The 24,100-nt window shown below is 59.5% G+C and carries 21 protein-coding genes; 16 read left to right on the top strand and 5 right to left on the bottom strand.

The annotated features are described in order from the left end of the window. Positions 1-75 precede the first annotated feature (75 nt). The 4 genes from G5168_RS01260 to G5168_RS01245 all read left to right on the top strand — a co-directional run bounded on the left by G5168_RS01260 (position 76) and on the right by G5168_RS01245 (position 4,299). The gene (locus G5168_RS01260) at positions 76-1,500 is read left to right on the top strand and encodes a GumC family protein (RefSeq protein ID WP_421251736.1); all 1,425 of its coding nucleotides are present in this window, start codon (positions 76-78) and stop codon (positions 1,498-1,500) included. Positions 1,501-1,885: 385 nt separating this feature from the next. Then, a complete protein-coding gene (locus tag G5168_RS01255) occupies positions 1,886-2,590 on the top strand; it encodes a Cthe_2314 family HEPN domain-containing protein (protein WP_155395930.1) in 705 nt (234 codons plus the stop codon). Between the two features lie 333 nt (positions 2,591-2,923). Beyond that, positions 2,924-3,523 (top strand): hypothetical protein, encoded by a 600-nt coding sequence (locus tag G5168_RS01250; protein ID WP_421251735.1) that lies wholly within the window; start codon positions 2,924-2,926, stop codon positions 3,521-3,523. 131 nt (positions 3,524-3,654) lie between these two features. After that, positions 3,655-4,299, top strand: coding sequence for a tetratricopeptide repeat protein (locus tag G5168_RS01245; RefSeq protein WP_155395931.1), 645 nt, complete (start codon positions 3,655-3,657; stop codon positions 4,297-4,299). Positions 4,300-4,384: 85 nt separating this feature from the next. Here G5168_RS01245 and G5168_RS01240 read toward each other — a convergent pair whose 3' ends face one another. After that, entirely contained in the window at positions 4,385-5,230 is an 846-nt protein-coding gene (locus G5168_RS01240) for a DUF1194 domain-containing protein (RefSeq protein WP_042083513.1), read from the bottom strand. A 157-nt stretch (positions 5,231-5,387) separates the two neighbouring features. On the opposite strand from G5168_RS01240, the gene G5168_RS01235 reads away from it, so the two are divergent. Next, positions 5,388-6,155: a hypothetical protein gene (locus tag G5168_RS01235; protein WP_042083515.1), complete on the top strand. Its 768-nt coding sequence runs from the start codon at positions 5,388-5,390 to the stop codon at positions 6,153-6,155. Continuing rightward, positions 6,142-6,588, top strand: coding sequence for a hypothetical protein (locus G5168_RS01230; RefSeq protein ID WP_042083518.1), 447 nt, complete (start codon positions 6,142-6,144; stop codon positions 6,586-6,588). Before G5168_RS01235 ends, G5168_RS01230 begins: the two co-directional genes overlap by 14 nt. Here the strand turns inward: G5168_RS01230 and G5168_RS01225 are convergent. Genes G5168_RS01225 through G5168_RS01210 form a run of 4 tightly spaced genes read right to left on the bottom strand, consistent with a single transcriptional unit; the run spans position 6,566 to position 11,542 of the window. Then, entirely contained in the window at positions 6,566-7,042 is a 477-nt protein-coding gene (locus G5168_RS01225) for a hypothetical protein (RefSeq protein ID WP_421251734.1), read from the bottom strand. The genes G5168_RS01230 and G5168_RS01225 overlap by 23 nt on opposite strands. Before the next feature lie 11 nt (positions 7,043-7,053). After that, positions 7,054-9,594, bottom strand: coding sequence for a hypothetical protein (locus tag G5168_RS01220; RefSeq protein ID WP_421251733.1), 2,541 nt, complete (start codon positions 9,592-9,594; stop codon positions 7,054-7,056). Next, complete coding sequence (locus G5168_RS01215) at positions 9,591-10,790, bottom strand: glycosyltransferase (RefSeq protein WP_421251732.1); 1,200 nt, start codon at positions 10,788-10,790, stop codon at positions 9,591-9,593. Before G5168_RS01215 ends, G5168_RS01220 begins: the two co-directional genes overlap by 4 nt. After that, complete coding sequence (locus G5168_RS01210; protein ID WP_021230246.1) at positions 10,787-11,542, bottom strand: acyltransferase; 756 nt, start codon at positions 11,540-11,542, stop codon at positions 10,787-10,789. The genes G5168_RS01215 and G5168_RS01210 overlap by 4 nt, the downstream gene beginning before the upstream one ends. 299 nt (positions 11,543-11,841) lie before the next feature. On the opposite strand from G5168_RS01210, the gene G5168_RS01205 reads away from it, so the two are divergent. The 10 genes from G5168_RS01205 (at position 11,842) to hybE (ending at position 24,057) form a co-directional block, all read left to right on the top strand. Beyond that, positions 11,842-13,161, top strand: coding sequence for a lipopolysaccharide biosynthesis protein (locus tag G5168_RS01205; RefSeq protein ID WP_421230776.1), 1,320 nt, complete (start codon positions 11,842-11,844; stop codon positions 13,159-13,161). Beyond that, positions 13,149-14,555, top strand: coding sequence for an O-antigen ligase family protein (locus G5168_RS01200; RefSeq protein WP_100653873.1), 1,407 nt, complete (start codon positions 13,149-13,151; stop codon positions 14,553-14,555). The genes G5168_RS01205 and G5168_RS01200 overlap by 13 nt, the downstream gene beginning before the upstream one ends. Then, a complete protein-coding gene (locus G5168_RS01195) occupies positions 14,552-15,823 on the top strand; it encodes a glycosyltransferase family 4 protein (protein ID WP_421251731.1) in 1,272 nt (423 codons plus the stop codon). Before G5168_RS01200 ends, G5168_RS01195 begins: the two co-directional genes overlap by 4 nt. A 12-nt stretch (positions 15,824-15,835) precedes the next feature. Next, positions 15,836-16,972, top strand: coding sequence for a glycosyltransferase family 4 protein (locus G5168_RS01190; protein ID WP_421230778.1), 1,137 nt, complete (start codon positions 15,836-15,838; stop codon positions 16,970-16,972). A gap of 971 nt (positions 16,973-17,943) precedes the next feature. Beyond that, positions 17,944-19,077, top strand: coding sequence for a hydrogenase 2 small subunit (gene hybO / locus G5168_RS01185; RefSeq protein WP_005333367.1), 1,134 nt, complete (start codon positions 17,944-17,946; stop codon positions 19,075-19,077). A gap of 2 nt (positions 19,078-19,079) precedes the next feature. Next, positions 19,080-20,126 carry a hydrogenase 2 operon protein HybA gene (gene hybA, locus G5168_RS01180; RefSeq protein WP_115522337.1) on the top strand — a complete coding sequence of 349 codons (1,047 nt, stop codon included), beginning with the start codon at positions 19,080-19,082 and terminating at the stop codon, positions 20,124-20,126. Further along, on the top strand, positions 20,119-21,306 hold the full coding sequence (gene hybB, locus G5168_RS01175; RefSeq protein WP_421251730.1) for a Ni/Fe-hydrogenase cytochrome b subunit: 1,188 nt from the start codon (positions 20,119-20,121) through the stop codon (positions 21,304-21,306). The genes hybA and hybB overlap by 8 nt, the downstream gene beginning before the upstream one ends. Continuing rightward, positions 21,303-23,006: a hydrogenase 2 large subunit gene (hybC, locus tag G5168_RS01170; RefSeq protein ID WP_421251729.1), complete on the top strand. Its 1,704-nt coding sequence runs from the start codon at positions 21,303-21,305 to the stop codon at positions 23,004-23,006. Before hybB ends, hybC begins: the two co-directional genes overlap by 4 nt. After that, positions 23,006-23,536, top strand: a complete 531-nt coding sequence (locus G5168_RS01165; protein WP_421235825.1) for a HyaD/HybD family hydrogenase maturation endopeptidase — start codon at positions 23,006-23,008, stop codon at positions 23,534-23,536. The genes hybC and G5168_RS01165 overlap by 1 nt, the downstream gene beginning before the upstream one ends. Then, positions 23,518-24,057, top strand: a complete 540-nt coding sequence (hybE, locus tag G5168_RS01160; RefSeq protein ID WP_421251728.1) for a hydrogenase-2 assembly chaperone — start codon at positions 23,518-23,520, stop codon at positions 24,055-24,057. Before G5168_RS01165 ends, hybE begins: the two co-directional genes overlap by 19 nt. Positions 24,058-24,100: the final 43 nt, after the last annotated feature.

The following is a 24,100-nucleotide window of genomic DNA, read 5'->3' as shown; positions in this document are numbered from 1 at the left end:
CAGAGGCGATCAGCTCCTCTGGTGGCACTGCCTTTGCATCGTGCGGGGGGAGGGCTTTTCTCAGGGAGTGATGCCATGCCTGTCCAGTTCTATTACAACCTCTACATCATTCTCTTTGCCGCCTGGCGCCGTCGCTATCTGCTGGTGATCCCGGTACTGGTGATGCCGCTGGTGGGCGTGACGGTCGGCCTGCTCACCCCCAAGGAGTATGAGAGCCGCACCACCTTTATGGTGCCGCAAGATGCCAACCAGACCCCGACCCTCAAGGATCTGATCACTCAGGAGAGTCTCAAGGATCGCTTTGCGGTACTTGAAGCCCTGCTGCGCAGCCGTTATGTGCTCGATGGAGTGGCGCGGGATCGCGGTCTGGTCAATGACGAGACCCCGCCAGCCCAGCGCGATGCCATCATGGACTGGCTCTCGAGTGCCGTCTCGCTGCGGCTGATCGGCGATGAGGTGATCGAGATAAAGGTCAAGGCGGATTCGGCGGCCAACAGCGCCGGTTTGCTCGAAGCCATTTCGCGGCGCTTTTTCTTCAACCTGCTTAGCAAGGGGCGCCAGTCGGCGGAGTCGTCCGAACGTTTTCTGCAAAGCCAGCTCGACAGCCGCCGCAGCGAACTGCAAGGGGCCGAGCAGCTGCTCGCCGACTTCAAACGGGAGCATGCCAGCGCCTTGCCCCAGCAGCAGAGTACCAACGTCGCCCGTCTCTATGGCTTGCAGGAGCGTTATGCCGAGAGCCTGATCACCCTGCAGCAGGCCAAGGCCCGGGTCGATCAGCTATCGCTGGGGCAGGAGAGCCAGCTGGCCCGCCAACTGGATGAGAAGCTGCAACTGATGCGCACCGAGCTGGTGTTGCTGCGGGCCCGCTACAGCGACGAGCACAGCAAGGTTCAGAGCCTGCGCTATCAGATTGACCAGTTGCAGCAGGAGTTTGAGCAGTTCAAATCTCAACCGGATATGGCCCGCGGGCCCGAGTGGCAGTTGGCTCAGACGCAGTTGACGGAGGCGGAGCAAAACGCCGCCGGCCTGAAGAGCCAGCTGGATGGGCTGGACAAGGTGGTCGACTCCCAGGGGGAGACCGAGCGCCAGCTCGCCGAGCTGGAGCGGGATCTGGCGGTCAAGCGCACCCTCTATCAGGATTTGCTGCTGCGCTATGAGAAGGCCAAGGTGACCGGCGATCTGGGCAACTTCGAGCAGGGGGAGCGGATCAAGGTGATCGACAAACCCTTTGCCCCCAGCAAGCCGAGCAACTACCCGCTCTGGCTGTTCCTGCTGGCGGGCATTGTTGGCGGGCTGGGGCTCGGCTGCGGTCTGGCGCTGGTGGCCGAACTGGCGGATGCCAGCCTGCGCCGCTCCGATCAACTGGCTGCCCTGGTCAAGGCGCCGGTGCTAAGCCGCATTCCCTACTGCGAGCCAGTGCCGGACTATCCATCCAATAGTGATCATGTGCTGGATGGGCAGGTGTTGCCCTTGTCACCAGAGCCGGGGGGATTGCGGTAAAAACTGGCTACCAGCCGGAACCTGAATATATCTGAAAAGGCCTTGTGATAAGGCCTTTTTTATGAGTATCAGGCGGTGTTTTGGGAGGCGACGCTATTTAATTAGGCTCGATTCGATTTGCGTCCTGATGTTGTTAAGAAGACGAGGCAGGTAGCATTTTCCATAGCAACAGATTGACTGTGATTTTGTACAGTGGTAGAAATGGACCCAAATAAATGAAACAGAGACAATCAGTTCATAAACTGGAGCTAGGTTGGTAATTTAATGATTTTAAAGTGATTTTCAGAGTGGGTGATGTATCAAAGGGCGGCGTCGTTCGGAATGATAAGTTATTGGTTTAATACTGCCTTCAATATAATTAATGTTATGTTTATTTGGAGGGGGCGTGCATTTATTTGAGGAAGTTGTTTTATACGATTCTGATAATCCAGTACGAAAGCGTGGGTTAGAAGGAAAAGAAGTCCACTGTGAAAATAATTTGGAGTGGTATGTATTCCGTTGTGCGCAAACTCTGGTTCGCTTGTCTTGTGCAATTGATAAATGCCATCTGTCATTAAATCAATTGGAGTATGTTGTTAACAAAAAACGTTCAGATGAAAAATTTACAAACGCAGATTATATAGAATATGAAATTGAAAATTTCTTGATTAGAAGCAGTGCTATTTATGATCGTGCTTTAATACTAGCCAGTAGTCTACATGACTTAGGTATTGCCGACGAATCTATTTCTCATATGTCAGTTGTCACAAATGCTCATGTTCAATCATCTGGCATGGCTGACCAACTTAAAAAATTACGTAAGCATTGCACTGAATTTAGAGAAATGCGTAATAAAATCGTTCATCATGCCAATTACACAGATGAAGCATTTGATTTGTTGTCAATGCTACATAAACTTGATGCCAGTGAAAAGCAAGGTAGTAGCGTTACATTACCTCAAGATGTTCTAATCAAATTAACTGATGATTTTATGCATATACAAATAAGTGAGTTTAAAGAGCATTTAAATTCAATAGTTGAATCAGTAGAGAAAATATATGATAAGTCGTTACTTATTTATGCAACTAACAAAATTAGAAATACAAAGTAAACATAACAAATTGCTGCATGTGGATTTGATATAGCTCGTAGGTTCGATTAGCAAAGCGTAATCGGACGCTTGCGGTGATACTTCCGGCTAATGTTGCATACGTTCAGGCGGTGACCTTTGCTGTCTGTTCGAGAGTTAGCTTCGGGATGGTATAGGAGTAGCAAGATGGAAAAGTGTTGGCTTGTTGAAGATGCATCTCCTAGGAAGGCCACGAACGTCCGATTACGCTTCGCTAATCGAACCTATGGTTCTCCTAATTTTCAGGTAAACAAGGCGTTAGGCACTTGTCATAAAATATTTTAAAATATTGTTTTTTATGCATAAAGGTGTGCTATGGAAGGAAAAATAAAATTAGCTCTACTCATTATTACTCTTATGGAAAGAGCTATGAAGGAAATCTCCCAGAATCCTGAATTGAGAGGTTCTATTCTAGATGGTGCACAGAATATTGATGATTGGCTGCAAGAAAAGTTAGGCAATGTTAGCAGACCTTCGACAAAAGATAGTGTCGCATTAGCTATTGAGACATCTGTTGTAAGAGATCGGGATACTATTTGTTCCATTATTGCTGTTATTACTACTCTTTATGCGACTAGAAAAGTTACAAGGGGGGCTCATGTTGGTGGTACATTGAGAAAATACTTCGGCGAGGACGTTTTTCCACACATTGATGAGAAAGAACTAAGGTTCGCCAAGCCTGTAAATGAAAATGTTTATAATTATGTTCTGAAAAGTGTCAGTGAATCATTTTTTGATGTCATGAAAGAATACGACTTCAAGAAATATGCTGATTTTTCAAACGTTGACTCCGGCTACGGAACCTGGGCAGTGACATCATGCTCAGCGGTTCATGGCCTAACCAAAACTTTATTGAATTATGGACCTAATATTTTAAGTTTTCTAAAAACGCTCCTGAATTTTAAACGCGTATAACAAAGCCTCCCAGCAGAATTCGTCTGCGGTGGTGCAGCTGAAGGCGGTGTTATATAGCTAATCGAACTTTGTATCTTGCTTCTGGCAAGTAGCGGCTGCTGCGAGGCAGTTTATTTCAAACGTGAGGATCGATGAATCAACCCATGGCGCTCACTGATGGCTACACGTTTTGCATCGCAGGCACCGGTACGGAATACCGTTTGTGCGCTCCCTATCTGCTCCCCGAAGCGGTAGACCCAATAGCCATGCAGGCTGCTGCCAATCAGTCCCTCGACCAACATCCCTGTGCTGCATTGTCACGAGCTGCTTCAAGAGCTCGGAGCGCTGCCGCCTTTATGTTGCTATGTGTGGGGCGAGCCGCGCAGGCAGAAGCCATTCTCCGAGAGGTGATCTCCGCGCAGATGGTTTCAGAGGACGATGTTGCTCGCGTTAGCTCAGAACTACGCCTGGTGCAGGTTTTGCAGCGGCTCGACCGTTTGGACGAAGCTGTCAGCTTGGCCTCCCAAGTAGTTGAACGGTTGCAACCAAACTCCCTTATGCGGCATTTCGCACTGCATCATCTTGGCAAGGCTCTCGTACAGACCGGTGCTTATGACAACGCTCGCACCGTGTTGTCAGAGGCGCTCTCTCTACGCCAGGCACTGGGCAAGAGTGAACTTATCGCATCCACTCTAGAGGCGTTATCGTTGTTGCCCTCAGAAGAACAAGCGGCGCAGCATCCATATGGTAAGACTTGGCATATTGGTCAATCGGGCGAATTTCGTCAGGGCGACTAGCCTTTTCGCGCTGTATTCAGGTCATCACCGCCACAAAAAAATCAGGGAGCCATAGCTCCCTAATCGCAACACACGGGGGGATAAATCAGCCGATGGCGGGGGCCAGTTGCCCGTTGGCGGGCTGCAGGCGTCCCTGATTACGGCGTTGATAGCGCCAGGCCAGCAGTAGCGGCATACCGAGCAGCAGCTGGGCGGCCAGCGGGATCTCCTCGATGGGGGCGGCCAGTGCACCTTCCGGAATAATGCCCCCTTCAATTTCGGCCGCCAGTTTGAGCTCCAGCGCATTGCCAAAGTCGGCAAAGGTGGTGGCATTGATAACAAACGCATCCTGACCGCCCGCCACGTTCTCCACATACCACTCTTGCAGCACCCCATCGGCATAGTCCTGACCTATGGTGATGCCGTTGATGGTATCGATGCCGGAGGCGAGCAGTTGATCCCGCACGGTAGAGGTATCCAGCCCGTTGTTCTGGATACCGTCACCCGACACATCCATCACCTGGCGGGCGGCGGTGAAGTTGTTGGTATCAAACTGCTGGGCACCAAAGGCCATGGCCGAACCGGGGGCCGTCATCCCCGCATAGGGGCGTACCAGGGCATCCAGGGTGGCGGCGAAGTTGTTGATGGAGGTCATGTCGTAGAGGTGGAACCAGTCAGTCATCACGCTCTGCTGGTTGCTGCTGCTCCACATGATCATCTGTACGGCGATGGACCCGAGTTTGCCGCCACTGGTGTCGAGGATGGCGCTTTGTACATCCTGACTGTAAAAGGCGTCCACATACCCCTGTAATTGCAGATTGAATTCCGATGAACTGACGCTGCCCGACACATCCATCAGCAGTTGCAGTTCGGTATCGACTTCGGTCAAGGCGTATGCGGGGGAGGTTACCAACAACATCCCCAGCAGCCCTGCCAACGGTTTGAGTTTCATTGCTCACTCCTTCTCCCTGGCGCTAGTGCCAGCAGGGGGAATGAATAAAGCGTGCCAGCTTTGGCGAATCCTCTGACTTGGCTTGATCCGGGTGAGGTCGGGCAGGCATGGAACTTGCGACAGCGGTCAAAAGCGCTGATAACCGGCAGGAGTTGCGATGGAGATCCGTCCCTGGCAGTGGGCACCCAACTGGCTGCTACTTGGTTTGGCCAATCAGTGGGGCATGGTGTGGCTCAATATGGGCCACTTCAACCTGCTGGTGGTGTTGCTGATTGCTATCTGGTGGCAAATTGCATCGCGGGTTGCACCGAGCTGGCGCCCGCATCCACTGGCGCTCGCCCTCTTTATCCTGCTGATCCTGATCCCCAGCGCCAGTTGCAAGGCGCTGGCCTGTCTGCTGTTGGTGGCCTCGCTATGGCGCCGTCATCAGAGTGGCGATGAGCGGGCGGTGTTGCAGATTGTGCTCGCCTTTACCGTGGCGGTGTTGTGGGGGCAGCAGGTGTTTGCCCTGCTCTCTGGCCCTGTGCTGGCGCTTGATGCCTGGGGGGTGGGCCAGTGGTTGCAACTGCTTGGCTGGGAGACTCGCCTTGATGGCAATCGCATCGAGCGGTTGGGGGGCCATGCGCTGATCGTGCTCAAGGGGTGCTCCTCGTTTTCTCAACTCTATCTGGTGGTGCTCTCCTGGCTGGTCTCCTGCTGCTGGCTGGCGCCGGAGCGCCCACTCTACCGGCAGTGGCCCATATTGCTGCTGGTCTGCCTGCTCTATATCGGGGCCAATCAGCTGCGGCTGGTGCTGATGAGCCTGGATCTGCGCTGGTATGGCTGGCTCCATACCGGCTCGCTGGCCCAGCTCTACCAGTGGGCCATCATGTTGTTGGTGATGACCATCCTGTTTCTAAGGGGGCGCCGTGATGCATCTATCTAGGGGGTATCTGCTGCTGTTGCTGGTGGCGCTGCTCAGTGCTGCCGCCATGGGCTGGCGTTATCAGAACCGGGCAGTTAACGAGGGGGCCAAGCCCATGCTGCTGGAGCTGGTCCAGCTGGGATGGCGCTTGCGGGTGGCTACGCCGGTATTGGGCGGCACCTATGTCAGCTATCAGCTTGCCCATCCCCGTTGTGACGGCCTGCTGCAGGCCATGCTGGTGGCGCCGGATAGCGAGGCGATGTCAGTGACGCTGGCGGGTGAAGGGATGAGCCAAGGGGTGATGTTTTTAGGCGAGCTGCACCAGAGCCCGCCGCTGCTCTCGTACCGTCTTACCCAGGGTTGGCGCAAGTTGTGGGGGCTGACCCCTTATCCCCTCTATCGGGTGGCCTTGCCAACCTCTTGCCTCGCGCTTATTGCGCCGCCGTTGGCGTGACCGCCCCCGATTCACCGTTTGGCAGAATGCGGATCAGCAAGGTATTGGGGGCCAGCATGGGGTCATAGCGGGGCTCCAGTTCAATGGCGCGAGAGCCCAGCAAGCGGGTGAGGGCCGTCAGCCGCACGCTCGCCATCCGCGCACTCTCCAGCATGTCGGTTTGCAGCCCTGGGCCGCTTACCAGCGCAATCCGGGCCGGATCCTTGCGTCCCAAAAACTGATGCAACTGCTGCTCCTGATCCGCTGGCAGTTGCGTCTCCGCGTTCTGGTACTGCAGTTGCAGCTGGGGCTGTTCGGCCAGCTGCTGTTCCCGCAACTGGTTGAGGAGCGGCAGGGTCTCATTGACCGGTTCCTGACGGGCGCAACCGGTGAGGATCAGCAGCGGCAGCATCAGGGGTAACAGGCGGCGCAGGGCGCTGTCTTTGGCTGTGGAGCGGGGAGTCTGGTTGGCCATACGCAGTCACTTCAGGAGGATGAGTTGGCACCAGTTTGCAATGTTTTCAATCCCTTGGCCAGTCGTTCAATCTCGCGGCGCCACTGGATCCAGGCGGCAGAGGGCAGTTGCTCTGCCACCTGCCAGCGGGTCGGCAGCTGATCGCGCAGGCGCTCCAGCAGCAGGGCGGCCTCCACCTGATAGCGGGCTTCCTGCTCCAGCCAGGCGAGCCAGCGCAGATCTTCGATGGCTTGCTGCAACAGTAACAGATCGTGAGAGAGGCGGTGCGCCTCGCAGGCTTGCGGGCCGAGCAGCATAAAGTCGCTCTCCCGCCCGTCGGTGGGGTCATAGGGCAGGGCGGTGGGCATGCGGCCATGCCACTGCAAATAGCCCTCGGCGCCGCTTTGCCACAGATAGAACCCGGCGGCTCTCGGGGTGCCCAGATTGTAAAACCAGGGGGTGACCTTGTGCTGGCGTACCCGCGCCACATCGGTTTTGTCGGCGCCAAAACCTGCGTTGATCAGGGCAATCTCCACCTCTGCCAGCAGACCAACTTGACCCGGATGATTGAAGTGGCCTGCGCGGATCACCGCAGGATCCCGCCGTTTCATCTCCCGCGCCAGGGTGGTGATGGCGGGCAGGGTGGCGAGATCCGGCTCATCAAACAGGCTCCATGCCAGCGGGGGCAAGCCGCTGGCGGTCAGCCCCTGTTGCCGCGCCTGCCACTGTTCGAGCTGGCTGGCAGGGTCGCCCCCCCAGCGTTTGAGCGGGGTATAGGCCAGCAGGGGCGGCACAAAGCCGAGCCCGGCCGCTTCTCCCATGATCTCCCGCATCCCCGCTTCATCCTGTGGCAGGGCAGGCGAGAGGCCGCTGATCCCGAGCTTGGCGAGCCGCTGCAGATCGCAGCGACTGGCCTCGGCGATCTGCTCTTTTAACGCTTCGGGATTGGGGCTCAGCCAATTCAGATAAGGGGGCGCTTCGACATAGATGCCGACCGGCTTGCTGGCCGCGGGCAGAGTCAGCGGCAGAACCTCGATAGTCAGTGGCAACTGCACCAGTTGCTGTTGGCTAAGCAGCTGAATATTGCCCAGATAGCGCCCCGCCGGCGCATCGCGGGGGATGGTGATCTGCAACACCAGACGCCGAGGTACCCCTGCCAGCAGGGTGAGTCCGGCGACCCCCTCGACCAGCTCCTGATCTGAGGGCGCCAGCAGGGTGCCGCTCGCCTGCGGGCGAACCAGATGCCACTTGCCGTAATAGGGGGTCAGCGCCAGCGGCGATCCTGCCTGCTCGGGGGGCTGGATCACCAGCAAGGGGGTCGGATCGTCGGTGGCGGTGTGGATGGCAAACTCCAGCAGCAGCTTGCTGCCACGGGCCGCCAGCACCGGTTGTGCAGCCTGCTGCAATGCATCGGCCGCAGATGCCGGGGCGATCTGCAGGGTTGGGGCGGCATCCGTAATCGGCGTGAGGCTGAGCTGCTGCGAAGCTGGGGCTGGGGTTGGGGAATAGGGGGCCAGAGTCCACTTTTCCAAAAACAGCTGGCGCTGCTTGGTCAGCACGAGTGCGGTAGCGTCAGCCAATACGGAGAGATCTTTTCCACTATTCGGGAGAGCCTCTTTGCTGGTGGGGGCCGGAGAGGGGGCAAGCAGCAGCCCTGCCAGGTATTTGGCATCCGGTGAGTGGCCCACCAGTGTAATAGTGAGCGAGCCGCCGGGATGGTTCAGGGTGACATGGACCGGGCCGCCTTGACGCGCCCCGAACAGCTGCCAGGGATCCGGATTTGGCAGTGCCTCGCGAGATTGCCCCGCCAGATAGCGCTGCGTTAGCCACTCCTGCGGTTGCCACTGCTCGGCCCAGATGGGCTCGCCATTGACCAGCACGCTGCGCTCGAAGGGGTGGGGCAGGTACTCCCACTCGCCGGGGTCATCCAGCCAGAGGGTGAGCTGGTAGCGTCCTTTGGCCAGGTCCAGCCGCACCCCGTCGAGATTGCGCAGTCCATCGCGAACCAGGGCATCGCCGGAGGGACGCATGATGGTGGTGGGGTGGCCAATCAGCCGGGGATCCCCCGGGCTCAGGGGCTCAAAGCCGGTAAAGCGGGGCGCAGCCGCGGCCCCCAGATCCAGCGCAATGGTGCCCGCAGGCAGAGTCAGACCGGGCTCCCAGTACCAGCGGTGAATGGTCATTGAGGGGGCGTTATCGGCCATAAAGAGATAGAGCTTGGTGAGTTTGTCCAACGCCAGCGCTCTGGGCTGGCTGGTGCGCCACTCACTCAAGGCAAAGCGCTGGGTGAAGGGGCCGGGGGCGACAATCCGCTCCAGATTGACCCGGCTGCGGTAGTTGACCGAGGCGTTATCGTCGATACGCAGGATCAGGGTTTGTGGGCGGGCGCTGGGGTTATGGCCCTCGATCACCAGTTCATCATCGCTGCCTATTGGCCAGTTGTGGGTGCTCAGATCGAGCCGCTGGGGTGTCTGGTTGCCTGTCAGGGGCAGCGGGGTCTGCCCCTCCAGCCGGGTGGCGGCCATTGCTGCATGGCAGCAGAGCAGGATAACCAGCCAGAGCCCTCTGCTCATCCGGCCAGCCCCTTCAACCAGTTGTTCAGCTCGGCAGCCTTGTGATCCCAGCTTTGCAGGGCCACCTGCTGCTGGCGAGTGTGGCGCCCTTCGCTGCGGGTGAGCCCCTCCCAACCACTCTCCTGAAACCAGCCCGGATTGGGTTGATCAAAGGCTGCCCGATTGATGGCCTGGGCCAGGCTCTCCCCATCGTGGGGGAGCTGGATCTGATCCCGATAGCCATCGAGAGCCGGAAAATCGGTGCTGACGATGGGGCGCCCTGCGGCCAGATACTCGCGCAATTTCAATGGATTGCAGGCACGGATCTGGGCGTTGTCGACAAAGGGCAGCAGACTCACCTGCCAGTGCTGGGCATAGGCCGCCAGCGTGTGATGGGGACGGGGCCCCAGCAGATGGATATTGGGGAGCCCCTTGAGGGGGGTGATATCGGTCTGGACCGGGCCAATTAGCACCAGATCCCAGTGGGGAAGGGCGGCAGCCGTCTCTGCCAGCAGGGGGATATCAATCCAGTCGCTCAGGCTGCCGTAAAATCCGGCAATGGGGCGGCCGGAGGGAAGATCCGCCGGCCGCGCTCTGGGGGGCATAAACAGCTCGAGATCCACGCCGTGGCTGAGGAGCCGGGTTTTATGGGGAGGAAAGCGGCTGGCCAGCGCGGGGCTGGCGGCCAGAATGAGATCGGCTTTTTCCACCAGTCGGGCTTCGCAGTGGGCAATGGCTTGATGATCCACCCCCGCCAGCGCCGAGAAGTCATCGCCGCAGTAGTAGATGACCGCCCTCTCATCCAGCTTGCCAATCAGATCGACGGCGCTGGGCAGGGAGATCCAGAGCAAGGGGCGATCCAGCTCGGGCAACTGGCGCCGGATCTGCGCCGCCAGCCAGTGGCCATTGATCTTGCCCGCCAGCCGACTGCCCGGCAGTGGCAAGGCGAGCGGCGGCAGAACCCGGGGGCTGCTGACCTCTGATGGCGCAACCGACTGGCTGCCAGCATGGAGCGCGCCGCGCAGCACGGCCCCCACTTTGCGGACGATGCGGGTGAGATCATGAAGGGTAAAACGGGGGCAGCGCATGCCGATGGAGTTGACCCAGAGCACCTGATAATCGGGCAGCAGACGCTTGATCAGATGCTGGGTGCTGGAGGGGTGCTGGCCCCAATCCTCTCCCAATACCACCAGTTGCGGCAGTGAGTGTGGTTTCATGCAAAGGTCTCCGAAGCGTGTGCGAGGTCGCTGTGATCCTGTGGCTGCAACGGGCGCAGTACGGTGGCTGGTACTCCGGCTGCCAGCACACCTGCGGGCAGATCCCGGGTGACGACGCTGCCAGCGGCGACAATGGTGCCAGCGCCTATGGTGACGCCGGCCATCACCATCACCCCGGTGCCAAGCCAGACATCCTGCTCCAGCACAATGGCCCCCACCTGTTCATCGCGATCCGGCAGGCCCCGGGCGCGATCGCGGGCGTTGACCGGGTGCCCCGGGTAGCCCGCCAGAAAGGCACGCCCTGCAATCCGTACGTTATCCCCCAGCACTATCTTGCTGCCCACCGCTAGGGTGGTTTGCCAGCCAATCCCGACATTGCGGCCAATGACCAGCCTTGGTGTCTGGCTCGATGCCCGGCCGCTGATGGTCATGGCGGCGCTGAGGCGGCAGTCGGCACCAATTTCGATGGTGACCGGACCGCTGATATAGGGGATGCCGCCATAGAGATAGAGGCGCGGGGCGGGGGCTGTGAGGCGAGATTGAAACAAGGGAGTCCACCAAAGGGTGCGGGTCAGGGTCGCCAGCGCGTTGCTGCCCAACAGATAGAGCCGATAAAGCAGCCGATGCAGGGGAGGGATCACGGGGCATGACCAGTGGCGGGCACTTTTGGCCAGTCGCCATACCCGGCGAGCCAGTGGCGTCTCCCCCTGTTTGGCCCAGCTTTTCATCCGGTGCAGGTTGATGGTGTTCATTGCGACCTCTCCCTCTGGTGCAGTCCGTTGCTCGCTAAGCAGAAAGCAGGGATCGGGCCAACAGGACGGCCCCAGCTAGATCGGGCCAAATGGGGCTAAGAGGAGGGGCAGATTGCGCCGGTCGGTGCAATTTGCAGCCAGCGTTGTGCAAAACGCAAATGCCAGTCTCATTCTGGGCTTGTTCAGGCCGGTTAAGCCGCACAGAGGAGCTATCGCTTCAGGGCGGGAGTGAGTGGCGTGGGCTTTGCATTAGCGGTAGCTGACCCGGAGCAGGATGCTTCGGGTGGCTGGGAGGCCCTATGAAACTTGGTGTGAACCAGATTGCCATGCTCTATTACGCCGGCGGCTTGCTCCTGATGAAGGGGATCTCCCTGCTGATGCTGCCGGTGCTGACCCATCAGCTGCTGCCTCGTGAATACGGCCAGCTGGAGGTGCTGTTGACCCTCATCAATCTGGGTTCCCTTATTTTGGGCTTCGGGCTGGTGGATGCCCTCTACCGTTTTGCCGGATTGGCGAAAGATGAGCAGGAGCGCCAGCAGGTGGTGGCCCGCATGTTTGGTCTGGTCTGGCTGATCGCCCTGGCCAGTCTGGTGCTGCTCTGGCTGCTGGCACCTGTGGTGCAAGCCTGGCTGCCGGTGGAAACTCGCCTTGCGGATGTGCGCTGGGTGCTTTGCGCCCTGCCGTTTGAAGGGGTGATCGGCGTGCCACTTGCATGGCTGCGCATGCGCAATCAGGCGCGGCTCTTTTTCGTGGCAACCGCAGGCAAGGCGGTGATCCAGTCGGTGCTGACCGGCTGGTGGCTCTGGCTCGGCTGGGGCGTGAGCGGGGTGCTGGCCTCCGGCACCCTGACCTGCGTTGCACTGGCGCTGCTGCTGAGCCTCTGGCAGTGGCGAGATAGCGGGATCCGCTTTGACTGGCAGCACTATCGGCCGCTGCTGCGCTATGGATTGCCCCTGGTGGTGAGCGGGCTGGCAGGTTTTGCCCTGAGCGGACTGGATCGCTGGCTGCTGGCCGATGTGGTGGGGGAGGCGCTGCTTGCCTACTACGCCGTTGCAGGCAAGCTCGCGCTGGCGGTGGGGTTGTTGCTGCAACCCTTTGCCCTCTGGTGGTATCCCCGCCGTTTCATGCTGCTGCGTGAGCCGGATGGACTGCGGCTCAATGCCCACTACAGCGTGATGGGGTCGGTGCTGGGGTTTGTCACCGCGGGGATTGTCGGGCTTACCGCCCCCTTGCTTATTCGCTGGCTGACCCCGGAGAGCTATCACGGGGCGATCGCCTATATTCCGCTGCTGGTGCTGGGTATGGCGGTGCGCAATGTTTCGGACTTGCTCAATGTCGGCTGCTTTAGCGGCGAGAAGAGCAATGCCCAGATGGTGATCAATCTGGGCTGCAGCGCCCTTGGGGTAGCAGGCTTTCTGCTCGCCATCCCCCCCTTCGGGGTCGCCGGGGTGATCTGGACCCTACTGCTGGTCTATCTGGTGCGGGCGCAGGCCTTTTATCTGGTGAGCCAGCGGTTGCTGCCGCTGCCGTATCGCCTCTCGACCCTCTGGGCCAGTTCGCTCGGGGCGCTGGCGATGGTCTGGCTCGGCCAATGGTGGGCAGGATCATGGCTCGTCTAACGCCAGCCATCTGGGCAAGCGCCATCTGTCTGGTGCTGGCACTGCTCTGGTGGCGGCTGCCCCATCCCTTGCTGCTGCCGGTGCTCGGCCTTGCCATTCCCGCCATCTGGTTTGCCCTGCGCTGGCCCTTCTTGATGGTGCTGGGGTTTGTCACCTTCTCCTTCTTTCGGCTGCATGAGGTGTTCCCCCAGCTCTATCCCCTCAAGATCCCGCTGCTCTTCTCGCTGGCCGCCATCGGTGCGCTGGTCTGGCACATTTTGCTGACCGGTCGGATCAAGCCCTACTGGAGTCCAGCCCTGAGCTGGCTGACGGCCTTCTTTGTGATGGTCTCCATCGGTGTGCTGTTTGCCAGCAACCGGGGCGAGGCGATCGCCACCTGGACCGGCAGCTACAGCAAGATCTATCTGATGACCCTGGCCACCGCCTGGCTGGTGCGCACTCCGGGGGATTTTGCGCTGGCGGTGCGCACCTTTGTGGTGGCGGGCTGTCTGGTGGCGCTGGTGGCCCTCTACAACAAGGCGAGCGGGATCGGGCTGGTGGAGGGCACCCGGGTGACCATAGGGCGCGAGCTGGGCTCTGTGCTGGGGGATCCCAACGATCTGGCGCTGGTGCTGCTCTTTCCTGCCGGTTTTTCGCTGAGCTTACTGCTCAATCAGGGCAATGGGGTGGGGGGGCGTTTGCTGGGTGGGCTCGGCTTTGCGCTGACTGCGGCCGCCATTATCGCCACCCAGAGCCGGGGTGGTCTGCTGGGTATCTGCGCCGTTGGTGGCCTGTTTGCCTGGCAGCGGGTGAAGTCGAAAACCCTGTTGATCTCGCTGGGGATGGTTGCGCTGGTGGTGCTGTTTGCCGCTGCCGGGATTAGCGATCGGGCATCTGGCGGTGCCGCCGAGAGTGGGGTCGATGCCTCGGCCATGGGGCGGATCTACGCCTGGCAAGCGGCCTGGGGGATGGCGCTGGGCCACCCGCTGGTGGGGGTGGGCTTGTCCAATTTCTATTACAACTACTTCTTCTACAGCCCCCATTGGGATGGACTCAATCATGCGGTGCACTCCACCTGGTTCGGGGTGCTGGCTGAAACCGGCTTTGTCGGGCTGGCGCTGTTTATCGGCATGGTGACGGTGACCCTGCGCAGTTGCTGGCGTTGCCAGCTTGCTGGCATGCCTCCTGCAGTGATCACGGCGATGCAGGGGGTGATGGCCAGCATGGTGGGGTTTGTGATTTCGGGATCCTTCCTGACCCAGGGGTTTACCTGGCCCATCTACCTGGAACTGGCGCTGGCCGTTGCCGCCATCAAGTACGTGGAGCAGGCGGCCACAGAGGCGAAGGCCACCGCTGAGGATCATCAGGAGGCAACCCGGTTGCCGGCAGTGCCACCAAAGGGAGCAAGAGGATGAACGCAACCCCTGTTTTGCTGGTTCACTACGGAGAGGACTGGATCCGCGGCAGCGAACGCTGCCTGCTGGATCTGCTGGCCCACCTCGATCGCAGCCGGTTTACGCCGTTGCTCTGGTGCAATAGCCCGACGCTGGCGGCAGAGGCGGCCACCCTCGGGGTCGAAACCATGGTCGAGCCGTTCAGCCTGCTGCTGGGATGGCAGGCGCCCCGCTTTGATCTTGCTGCCCATCGGCGCCTCTCCCGGCGAGCCAGAGAGCTCATCACCGAGCGGCAGATTGGGCTGGTGCACGCCAACAGCGCGGCCCCTTGTCAGTGGCTGGCGGGGGTCTGTCGGGCGTTGCAGGTACCGCTGGTGTGCCACCTCCATGCCCGTTACCAGCCAAGAGACAGGTTCAGCCTGCGGGTCCATCAGGCAAGCGTGCTGATCGGGGTGAGCGAGCCGGTGTTGACCGGTTGGCGCCAGGATGGCTGCGCGGCCGAGCGGTTGATCCGGGTACCCAACGGGGTGGATGCCGCTCGCCTGAATGGCAGTGCTCACTGGCCGGTCGTCGGCATGCTGGGCTTGCCCCCGGGGGATATGATCATCGCAACCGTCGGCTCCCTGATCAAACGCAAGGGGATTGATCTGCTGATCCGCTCGCTGGCTGCCCTGATGGCATCGGGGGAGGAGGCCCAGTTGCTGATCATTGGCAGCGGCCCGGAGCGGGAAGCATTGATGGCGTTGGCTGTCGAGCTCGGGGTGGCCGAGCGGGTCCACTTTTTGGGCGAGCGGCCGGACAGTGCCGCTATCTTGCGGGGCGGGGTGGATCTGCTGGTCTCTGGAGCCCGTGAGGAGGTGTTTGGTCTGACGTTGGCGGAGGCGGGCATGTTGGGGCTCCCGGTCAGTGCCTACCGAGTGGGCGGCATCCCCGAAGTGGTGGAAGAGGGGGTGACCGGTTTGCTGGCAACCCCGGGGGATTGGGCCGAGATGGCTGATCACTGGCGGCAATTGAGCAATCCGCAGCTCCGATGTGAAATGGGGCGGGCCGCTCAGTTGCGTGCCGCACAGTTGTTCACGGTGGCGCGCTATGTCGACGGGGTCACGGCGGTGTGGGACGCCGCGCTGGCTGGTCGTTGGCACGCCACGGCCCCCACACCCTTCCGACCACTCATGCATTGGGCGGGGCAACGCCTCCTTGCCAGAGGTCGCAATATGCTGGCGAGTGGGATGGCAAGAGTGGCGCAAAAAGTGCAACTGGGGTTTGGCCGCCGCAAGGTGCCAGAGTAAGGGAGCAGCAAGATGAGCATGCAAACTGAGCCGGTGTTCGGAAAGGTCATCGTTGTGGATCCTATCCCGTTTCGCGGTGGCTCCAAGGTTGCGACCGAAGTGCTGCTCGATGAGTTGGCCAAACGGATGCCCGGGCTCACATGCCATGTGTTGACCCAGGATCCCGACTCCTGGTCCCGTTGTCAGCATCATCCTCTTTGGTTGCCCCACATATTGAAGGGGCGGGAGTCCGGCATCGGTTATCTGCTTAAACAGGGGTGGCAGACCCTGCTGATCCTCTGGCTGGTGTTGCGTCTGGGGCAGGTGAAGTGCCTGGTGGCGGCGTCCGGGCCGGGGGTGGATCTCTGCTGTTACTGGGCTGCCCGCTGGTTGCGGTGCCGGGTGGTTCAGCTGATCCATGGCCCTGTGGGGTGCTCGGGGCTCTCTGCCAGAGCCTTGCAACGGGCGAGTTTAGTGTTTTATCTCGAATCGACCCGCAGCTCCCTGGCGGCGCTGCTGGCCCGGCTTGGCGAGACCGAGTTCCCGTCACACTGGCAGCCATTTACCAACGGTTTGAGCGAGATTGATTGGCCCAAAGCGACCCTGGGGGGGCACCGGATTTTGTGGGCGGCCTCGTTGCTGCGCTGGAAGGGGCTGGAGACCATGCTTGCCGCCCATCAGATGATCCCTGACGCTCGCCCCGAGCTGATGGTGTGCTATCTGCAGCCCAAGGGCACGCTGCAACCCTGCAGCCAGCCTCAGCCACAGCTGCCAGACACGCACTGGTATGCCAACCCCGCCAATCTTGACGAGATCCGATCTCAATGCGGCATTTTTGTCTCCACCAGTCATCAGGAACCCTTTGGTCTCTCCATTCTGGAGGCCATGGCGGCAGGATTATGCGTAGTGATCCCGGCCGATGGCGCCTGGTGGGATCGACACCTCACCGATGACGTGAATTGCTGCAAATATCAGCCAAACGATCCCGGCGATCTGGCGCGGGTGCTGGCCAGCCTCAATGCCATGCCCGACGTGGTCAAGCGACTTGGCCATCATGCCCGCCTGCATGCCATGGTCCATTACAACGCGGCGGATACCTATCAAAGCACACTGGATCAGTGGGAAGGTATGTTGCGATGGGATGCGTTGAGCCTTGCCGTGAGTGGTTAGCGCTTGCTTGGCCAGCAGGCGTGGCGGTTGCCGGTGCCACTGCTCAACTGAAGGTCCACGGATTTTTCTTGGTTGGCCCGTTTATCCCTCTCTCATTATTGCTGACTATTACTGAACGAGAACAATTATCATCGTTGCTGATGAAGAGGGATATTTACGCTTTGGTTAATTAGTCAAGGTGACGTTAAGGTAAATAGTATGAGTGTGAGCGGTAACATCTGTAACCTGATAAACGAGTTCGCCGCCAATTAAATATTATCACTTTGTTGCAGATGGTCTGCTGATGAACTGTTTATCTTACCGTAAAATTGAATGTGAATTCATGATGATGCGTAAACATATCCACCGTCGCGATATTTTACTCGTCTCGACATCGGATGATAAAGCATATCTGGATACCCTCCGATATGAATACATCATCTGCATCTTCTTACTGCTCAGGTTCAACAGACGGGGATGCAACCAGGGGCGCTGCCGCTAGTGCTTTCCGGCAGAGACCATCTGCGCGAATTTACGGGAAATTCTGCCATGAAGGCCCTGGCAGCAAGGGCTGAGCGGGTCTCTTGTTCCTGCCATGATTTGGTGTTGCAAACCGTGCTGAGTCAGATTTAAAGCCAGTAAAATATGCAATTCAGTGAGTAAAGGTATATTTGATTGAACATTTATTGTCGGGTGTCAATACTGTGAAATAAGCGGCATGGCACAGTCATTCCGCATGTTAATTTAACTGGGAACAAAAGGGTATTTGGTCCGGTGATTAATTATTTGCTGTCCAATTAAGTTCATAAAATTTATTTCCCTGCCAAATATCTCTTTGGGGGTAATTAATTCTGTTTGTGATGTGGCTCGCTATGTAAATAGGGGGAAGCCGGTCGAAGTTGATAGAGATCAATACTGTGATGTGGGTGAGTCCTTAGCATTTCTCCTATTAAGCATTTACCAAACAAGTGCTCACTACGGGAATAACTAGAATGGTCGAGGATAATTTTTTATCGGCTCATGGGATTAATCGCCGTGATTTTATGAAATTGTGTGCCGGGATGGCCGCAACCCTGGGATTAAGTCAGCATGCCGTCGCCAAGATGGCCACTGCGCTCACCAGCCCCGAACGGCCGCCGGTGATCTGGATTGGGGCGCAGGAGTGCACCGGTTGTACCGAATCGCTGCTGCGCGCCACCCACCCCACCATCGAGAACCTGATCCTCAACACCATTTCGCTGGAGTACCACGAGGTACTCTCGGCGGCCTTTGGTCATCAGGCGGAAGAGAACAAGCACAACGCCATCAAGCGCTATAAAGGCAAGTATGTGCTGGTAGTGGATGGCTCCATTCCGCTCAAAGATGGTGGCGTCTACTGCATGGTGGCCGGTGAGCCTATCGTCGACCATATTCGCCGTGCTGCCGCCGACGCGGCTGCGGTGATCGCCATCGGCTCCTGTGCTGCCTGGGGCGGTGTGCCTGCCAGCGGCGGCAACCCGACCGGCGCGGTCAGCCTGGAAGAGGCGCTCGGCAATATCGGCACCCCGATCATCAATATCCCGGGATGCCCGCCCAATCCCCACAACTTCCTCACCACGGTTGCCTACTACATCACCTACGGCAAGCTGCCGGCGCTGGATAGCAAGAAGCGTCCGCTGTTTGCCTATGAGCGGCTGATCCACGAGAACTGCGAGCGCCGTCCGCACTTTGACGCAGGGCGTTTTGCCAAGGAGTTTGGTGATGAGGGTCACCGTCAGGGTTGGTGTCTCTACCATCTGGGCTGCAAAGGGCCGGAGACCTATGGCAACTGTTCAACTCTGGAGTTCTGCGATGTGGGCGGCGGCATCTGGCCGGTCGGCATCGGTCACCCCTGTTATGGCTGCAACGAGCAGGGGGTCGGTTTTAGCAAGGGGATCTTCCAGCTTGCCAAGGTAGAGAACCCGACTCCGAGGGTGGATAAACCGGATGTGAAGATCCAGGAGGGGGGCTATACCTCGCCCACCGCGACCGGCCTTATCGGTGGCGCCCTCGGGGTGCTGGTAGGGGTGAGTCTGATGACGGTGCGTGAACTCGGTCGCCAGCAGAAACGCCACGAAGCCGGGCAGTCCCCATCACGGGAGGAGTAACCGTGAACAGACGCAACTTCCTCAAATTTGCCTCCGTCGGCGCGCTGGCGGCGGGCACAGCCGTACCCGGCACCGCACTGGCGGCGGCCAAGAACAAGCCGCCCATTCCCGGCGCGCTCGGCATGTTGTATGACTCCACCCTCTGCGTCGGCTGTCAGGCCTGTGTGGCGGAGTGTCAGCGCCTCAACGGCAATCCGGCCAATCCAGCCGGGGCGCAAACCTGGTCCAACAACGACAAGCTGACCCCCTACACCAACAACATCATTCAGGTGTGGAAGAGCGGCACTGGCGAGCACAAGGATCAGCTGGTGGATGGCTACGCCTACATCAAGAAGCAGTGCATGCACTGTGTCGATCCCAACTGCGTCTCTGTCTGTCCGGTGCAGGCTCTTAAAAAAGATCCCAAGACCGGCATCGTTCACTACGACCCGAGCGTCTGCACCGGCTGTCGCTACTGCATGGTGGGTTGCCCGTTCGATGTGCCCAAATATGACTATGACAACCCGCTGGGGGCGATCCACAAGTGCGAGCTCTGCAACCAGAAAGGGCTTGAGCGGATCGATCAGGGCAAGTTGCCTGGGTGTGTCGAGGTGTGCCCCACCGGCGCCGTGATCTTCGGCACCCGCGAGGAGCTGATGGCAGAAGCCAAGCGCCGCCTGCTAGCGACCCCGGGCAGCGAGTACGCCTACCCGCGCCAGACCCTCTCTGCCAACGACCCTTACCTGCACGAGGTGCCCAACTACCAGCCTTACGTCTATGGCGAGAAGGAGGGGGGCGGCACCCAGGTGCTGGTGCTGGCCGGGGTGCCCTATACCAAGCTCGACATGCCCGATCTGCCGGAGCTCTCCTCCGGTGCCCGCTCCGAGCATATCCAGCACACCCTCTACAAGGGGATGGTGCTGCCCATGGTGGTGCTGACTGGCCTCTCGGTGCTCATTCGCCGCAACACCAAGAATGGTCACGATCACCATCACGATGATGGCCATGATCAGGGGAGTGCGCAGATCAAGGATCAGGGCACCACAAAGGGAGGCAAGGATCATGAGTAACCACAAGGCGTATCCCCTCGGCGGCAAGCTGGTCAGCTGGCCTGTGCTGGTGCTGGCCCCCTTTGCCGTGCTGTGCGGCATGTTGATTTTAAAACGCCTCGTCTTCGGGCTGGGTTCGGTCACCGATCTGAATGGCGGCTACCCCTGGGGGCTCTGGATCTCGTTCGATCTCTTGATCGGTACCGGCTTCGCCTGTGGCGGCTGGGCGCTGGCCTGGGCTGTCTATGTGTTCAACCGGGGCGAGTATCACCCGCTGGTGCGACCGGCGCTGTTGGCGAGCCTGTTTGGCTACTCGCTCGGTGGCCTCTCCATCACCATCGACGTGGGCCGTTACTGGAACCTGCCGTACTTCTACCTGCCCGGTCACTTCAACACCTCCTCGGTGCTGTTCGAGACGGCGGTCTGCATGACCATCTATATCGGGGTGATGGCACTGGAGTTCGCTCCCGTGCTGCTGGAGAAGTTCGGCTGGAAGGCGTCCCTCATTCGCCTCAACAAGATCATGTTCTTCGTGCTGGCGCTGGGGGCTCTGCTGCCCACCATGCACCAATCCTCTATGGGCTCGTTGATGATAGTGGCGGGGGAGAAGATCCATCCGCTCTGGCAAAGCTACGAGTTGCTGCCGGTCTTTTCGCTGCTGACCGCCTTCATCATGGGCTTCTCCATCGTGGTATTTGAGGGCTCTCTGGTGCAGGCGGGACTGGCGGGGCGGGGCCCCAATGAGAAGTCGCTCTTCTACAAGCTGACCCAGGTGATCGACATCTTCCTGATCCTGTTTGTGGCGCTGCGCTTTGCCGAGATCGTCATCCACGACAAGTCGGAGTATCTCTCCGAGTTCAATCGCTTCTCCATCATGTTCTGGAGCGAGATTACGCTGATGATCTTCCCGCTGCTGGTGTTCCACTGGGACAAGAGCCGCCGGGATTCGCGCATGTTGTTCCTGGGGGCCCTCAGCATGCTGCTGGGCGCCGCCCTCTGGCGGCTGGATTACTCCCTGCTCGCCTTCAACCCCGGCAATGGCTACCACTACTTCCCCTCTGCGGAGGAGGTGCTGATCTCTCTGGGCTTTGTTGCCATCGAGGTGTGTGCCTATTTGCTGTTGATCCGGCTCTTGCCGGTACTGCCATCACTTGAACGTGTTCACCAAGATTATCAGGCCCGAGGGAAAGCCAACGTATGAGCCAACGTATCACCATAGACCCCATCACCCGCATTGAGGGGCACCTGCGTATCGACTGCGAAATCGAAGGTGGCAAAGTGACCAAAGCCTGGTCGTCCGGCACCATGTGGCGCGGGATGGAGGAGATCGTCAAGGGCAACGACCCGCGCGATGCCTGGATGATAGTGCAGCGCATCTGCGGGGTATGTACCTCCATCCACGCCATCGCCTCGGTGCGGGCGGTGGAGAACGCCATCGGCGCCAAGGTGCCGATCAACGCCCAGTTTATCCGCAACCTCATCATCGCGGCCCACAACATCCACGATCACATCGTCCACTTCTATCAGCTCTCCGCGCTGGACTGGGTGGACATCACCGCGGCCCTTGAGGCCAATCCGCAAAAAGCGGCAGACATGCTCAAGGGGGTATCGACCTGGTCCCTCAACAGTGCCGATGAACTGACCAAGGTGCAGGACAAGATCCGCGCCCTGGTGGCGAGCGGCCAGCTTGGCATCTTTGCCAACGGCTACTGGGGTCACAAGGAGATGAAACTGAGCCCGGAGGTGAACCTCATCGCCGTGGCCCACTACCTGCAGGCACTGGAGTGCCAGCGCGATGCCAACCGCATTGTCGCCATCCTCGGTGGCAAGAGCCCGCACATCCAGAATCTGGCGGTGGGCGGCGTGGCCAACCCCATCAATCTGGATGCACCGAGCGTGCTCAACCTGGAACGGCTGCTCTACGTGAAGAGCTTTATCGACCGGCTTGGCGAGTTTATCGAGCAGGTCTACAAGGTGGATGCCGCCATCATCGCCGCCCACTACCCCGAGTGGCTGAACCTGGGGCAGGGGGCCAAACACTACCTGAGCGTGCCGGAGCTCCCCACCGACGCCAACGGCGGCAGCTTCCTGATGCCGGGCGGCTACATCGAGAATGGCAATCTGGCGGGATATCGCCCCATCGAGAGCCATCAGGATAGCTGGCTGATGGAGGGCATCGCCGAGAGCAACAAGCACGCCTGGTACAAGGATGACGCTCCCCTCAAGCCTTGGGAGGGCAAGACCGAGCCCGACTACACCGGCTGGCAGGATGACGGCAAATACTCCTGGGTCAAATCCCCCACCTTCTACGGCAAGGTGGTGGAGGTGGGGCCGCTCGCAGACCTCTTGGTCAAGCTTGCCGCCAAACACCCGGAGACGGTGGCGCACTTCGATCAGCTGAATGGCATCTACAAGGCGCTCACCGGCTCGGCCATCAAGACCGAGCAGCTGCACTCCACCATGGGCCGCATCATCGGCCGTGCGGTGCGTTGCTGTGTGCTGAAAGACACCCTGTCCCATCAGTGGAAGGCGCTGGTGGACAACATCGGCAAGGGGGATACCACCGCCTACATTAAGGCAGAGATCCCGGCGGATAAAGAGTTTCGCGGGGTGGGCTTTGAAGAGGCGCCGCGTGGCATGCTCTCCCACTGGATCGTCATCAAGGGCGGCAAGATCGAGAACTATCAGGCGGTGGTGCCATCGACCTGGAACTCGGGCCCGCGCAACTTCAACGATGAACCCGGCCCCTACGAGCAATCGCTGGTAGGCACCCCCGTAGCCGATCCGGCCAAGCCGCTGGAAGTGGTGCGCACCATCCACTCGTTCGACCCCTGCATGTCCTGTGCGGTGCATGTGGTGGATACCCAAAATGGCGAAACGACTCAGGTGAAGGTGCTGTGATGAACACCTTGATCCTGGGCGTGGGCAACCTGCTCTTGAGTGACGAGGCCGTCGGCGTGCGCATCGTTGAGGGGCTGGGGCGCAACTACCGTTTCGCCCCCGGCATCGAGCTGCTCGACGGCGGTACCGCCGGCATGGAGTTGCTCGAAGCGATGGCCAGTCGCGATCACATCATTCTGGTTGATGCGGTGCGCAGCGGTAATCCGCCGGGCACAGTGGTGACTCTGAAGGATGAGGAGATCCCGACCCTGTTTGGCCGCAAGATCTCCCCGCACCAACTGGGGCTGGCGGACGTGCTCTCGGCGCTGCACATGACAGGGGAGTCGCCCAAGCGGCTCACCCTGATCGGGGTCGAGCCCGAATCCCTCGAGCCCCGTATCGGCCTCACCCCCGTGGTGGCGGCTGCCATGGGGGAGGCGACGGATCGGATTTTGACCCTGCTGGCTGCCGTTGGCGCGCCCGCGATTGCGCTCTCTGAGCAGGAGAAAGCTGAACAAGCACGGGAGGGCCTATGGCGCAGTCCTATTTAAGCGAGGCTGAGAGAGTGCTGGAGAGAGTACCGGAGACAGCGCAGGAGTTTGCCGGTTTTGCCAGCAATCCCGCGCCTCTGCTGGTAGCCCAGTACGAGCGGATCGCTCGCGAAGAGATGCAGGCGTTGCCCTTCTATCACCTGGACATGCCAATCGTTGCGGAGTGCGTGTTGTTTGAAGACCAGTGGCTTGGCTGCGTGCTCACCCCCTGGATGCTGAGCGTGGTGGTGCTGCCGGGGCCGGATCAGCTTTGGCCGGTGCGCAGCAGCAGCGATCGGCTCGCCCTGCAGCTCCCCTGCGGCAACATGACCTTTATGGTGGGTGAACTGCCCGAGACGGGTCAGCTGTTGTCCTGCTCCCTGATGTCGCCGCTCGATCCCAATCTCGGTGCCGGGGAGGGGCGCGTGCTGGTGAGCAGCACCCTCAAGATGCTGCTCTCCTTGCCGGTGCAGCAAGGGGCTGGCGGCGTGGATCTGGGTCGCAGACGGCTATTCGGTGCCCGGCGCGGTCAACCGGCATAGTCGCTAGGTTTCACGCGAAATCAAGTTTAGAATAGGGGGCCAT

This window comes from Aeromonas sp. 600724, from assembly GCF_049175135.1.
GTDB classification, from domain to species: Bacteria; Pseudomonadota; Gammaproteobacteria; order Enterobacterales; family Aeromonadaceae; genus Aeromonas; species Aeromonas veronii_A.
Note: the sequence above shows the minus strand (reverse complement) of the source record. Positions and strands in the feature narration are given on the sequence as shown.

Coding starts and splice junctions, on each gene's coding strand:
- G5168_RS01260 (WP_421251736.1), top strand. CDS start 76: ATGCCTGTCCAGTTCTATTACAACCTCTACATCATTCTCTTTGCCGCC.
- G5168_RS01250 (WP_421251735.1), top strand. CDS start 2,924: ATGGAAGGAAAAATAAAATTAGCTCTACTCATTATTACTCTTATGGAA.
- G5168_RS01245 (WP_155395931.1), top strand. CDS start 3,655: ATGAATCAACCCATGGCGCTCACTGATGGCTACACGTTTTGCATCGCA.
- G5168_RS01240 (WP_042083513.1), bottom strand. CDS start 5,230: ATGAAACTCAAACCGTTGGCAGGGCTGCTGGGGATGTTGTTGGTAACC.
- G5168_RS01235 (WP_042083515.1), top strand. CDS start 5,388: ATGGAGATCCGTCCCTGGCAGTGGGCACCCAACTGGCTGCTACTTGGT.
- G5168_RS01230 (WP_042083518.1), top strand. CDS start 6,142: ATGCATCTATCTAGGGGGTATCTGCTGCTGTTGCTGGTGGCGCTGCTC.
- G5168_RS01225 (WP_421251734.1), bottom strand. CDS start 7,042: ATGGCCAACCAGACTCCCCGCTCCACAGCCAAAGACAGCGCCCTGCGC.
- G5168_RS01220 (WP_421251733.1), bottom strand. CDS start 9,594: ATGAGCAGAGGGCTCTGGCTGGTTATCCTGCTCTGCTGCCATGCAGCA.
- G5168_RS01215 (WP_421251732.1), bottom strand. CDS start 10,790: ATGAAACCACACTCACTGCCGCAACTGGTGGTATTGGGAGAGGATTGG.
- G5168_RS01210 (WP_021230246.1), bottom strand. CDS start 11,542: ATGAACACCATCAACCTGCACCGGATGAAAAGCTGGGCCAAACAGGGG.
- G5168_RS01205 (WP_421230776.1), top strand. CDS start 11,842: ATGAAACTTGGTGTGAACCAGATTGCCATGCTCTATTACGCCGGCGGC.
- G5168_RS01200 (WP_100653873.1), top strand. CDS start 13,149: ATGGCTCGTCTAACGCCAGCCATCTGGGCAAGCGCCATCTGTCTGGTG.
- G5168_RS01195 (WP_421251731.1), top strand. CDS start 14,552: ATGAACGCAACCCCTGTTTTGCTGGTTCACTACGGAGAGGACTGGATC.
- G5168_RS01190 (WP_421230778.1), top strand. CDS start 15,836: ATGAGCATGCAAACTGAGCCGGTGTTCGGAAAGGTCATCGTTGTGGAT.
- hybO (WP_005333367.1), top strand. CDS start 17,944: ATGGTCGAGGATAATTTTTTATCGGCTCATGGGATTAATCGCCGTGAT.
- hybB (WP_421251730.1), top strand. CDS start 20,119: ATGAGTAACCACAAGGCGTATCCCCTCGGCGGCAAGCTGGTCAGCTGG.
- hybC (WP_421251729.1), top strand. CDS start 21,303: ATGAGCCAACGTATCACCATAGACCCCATCACCCGCATTGAGGGGCAC.
- G5168_RS01165 (WP_421235825.1), top strand. CDS start 23,006: ATGAACACCTTGATCCTGGGCGTGGGCAACCTGCTCTTGAGTGACGAG.
- hybE (WP_421251728.1), top strand. CDS start 23,518: ATGGCGCAGTCCTATTTAAGCGAGGCTGAGAGAGTGCTGGAGAGAGTA.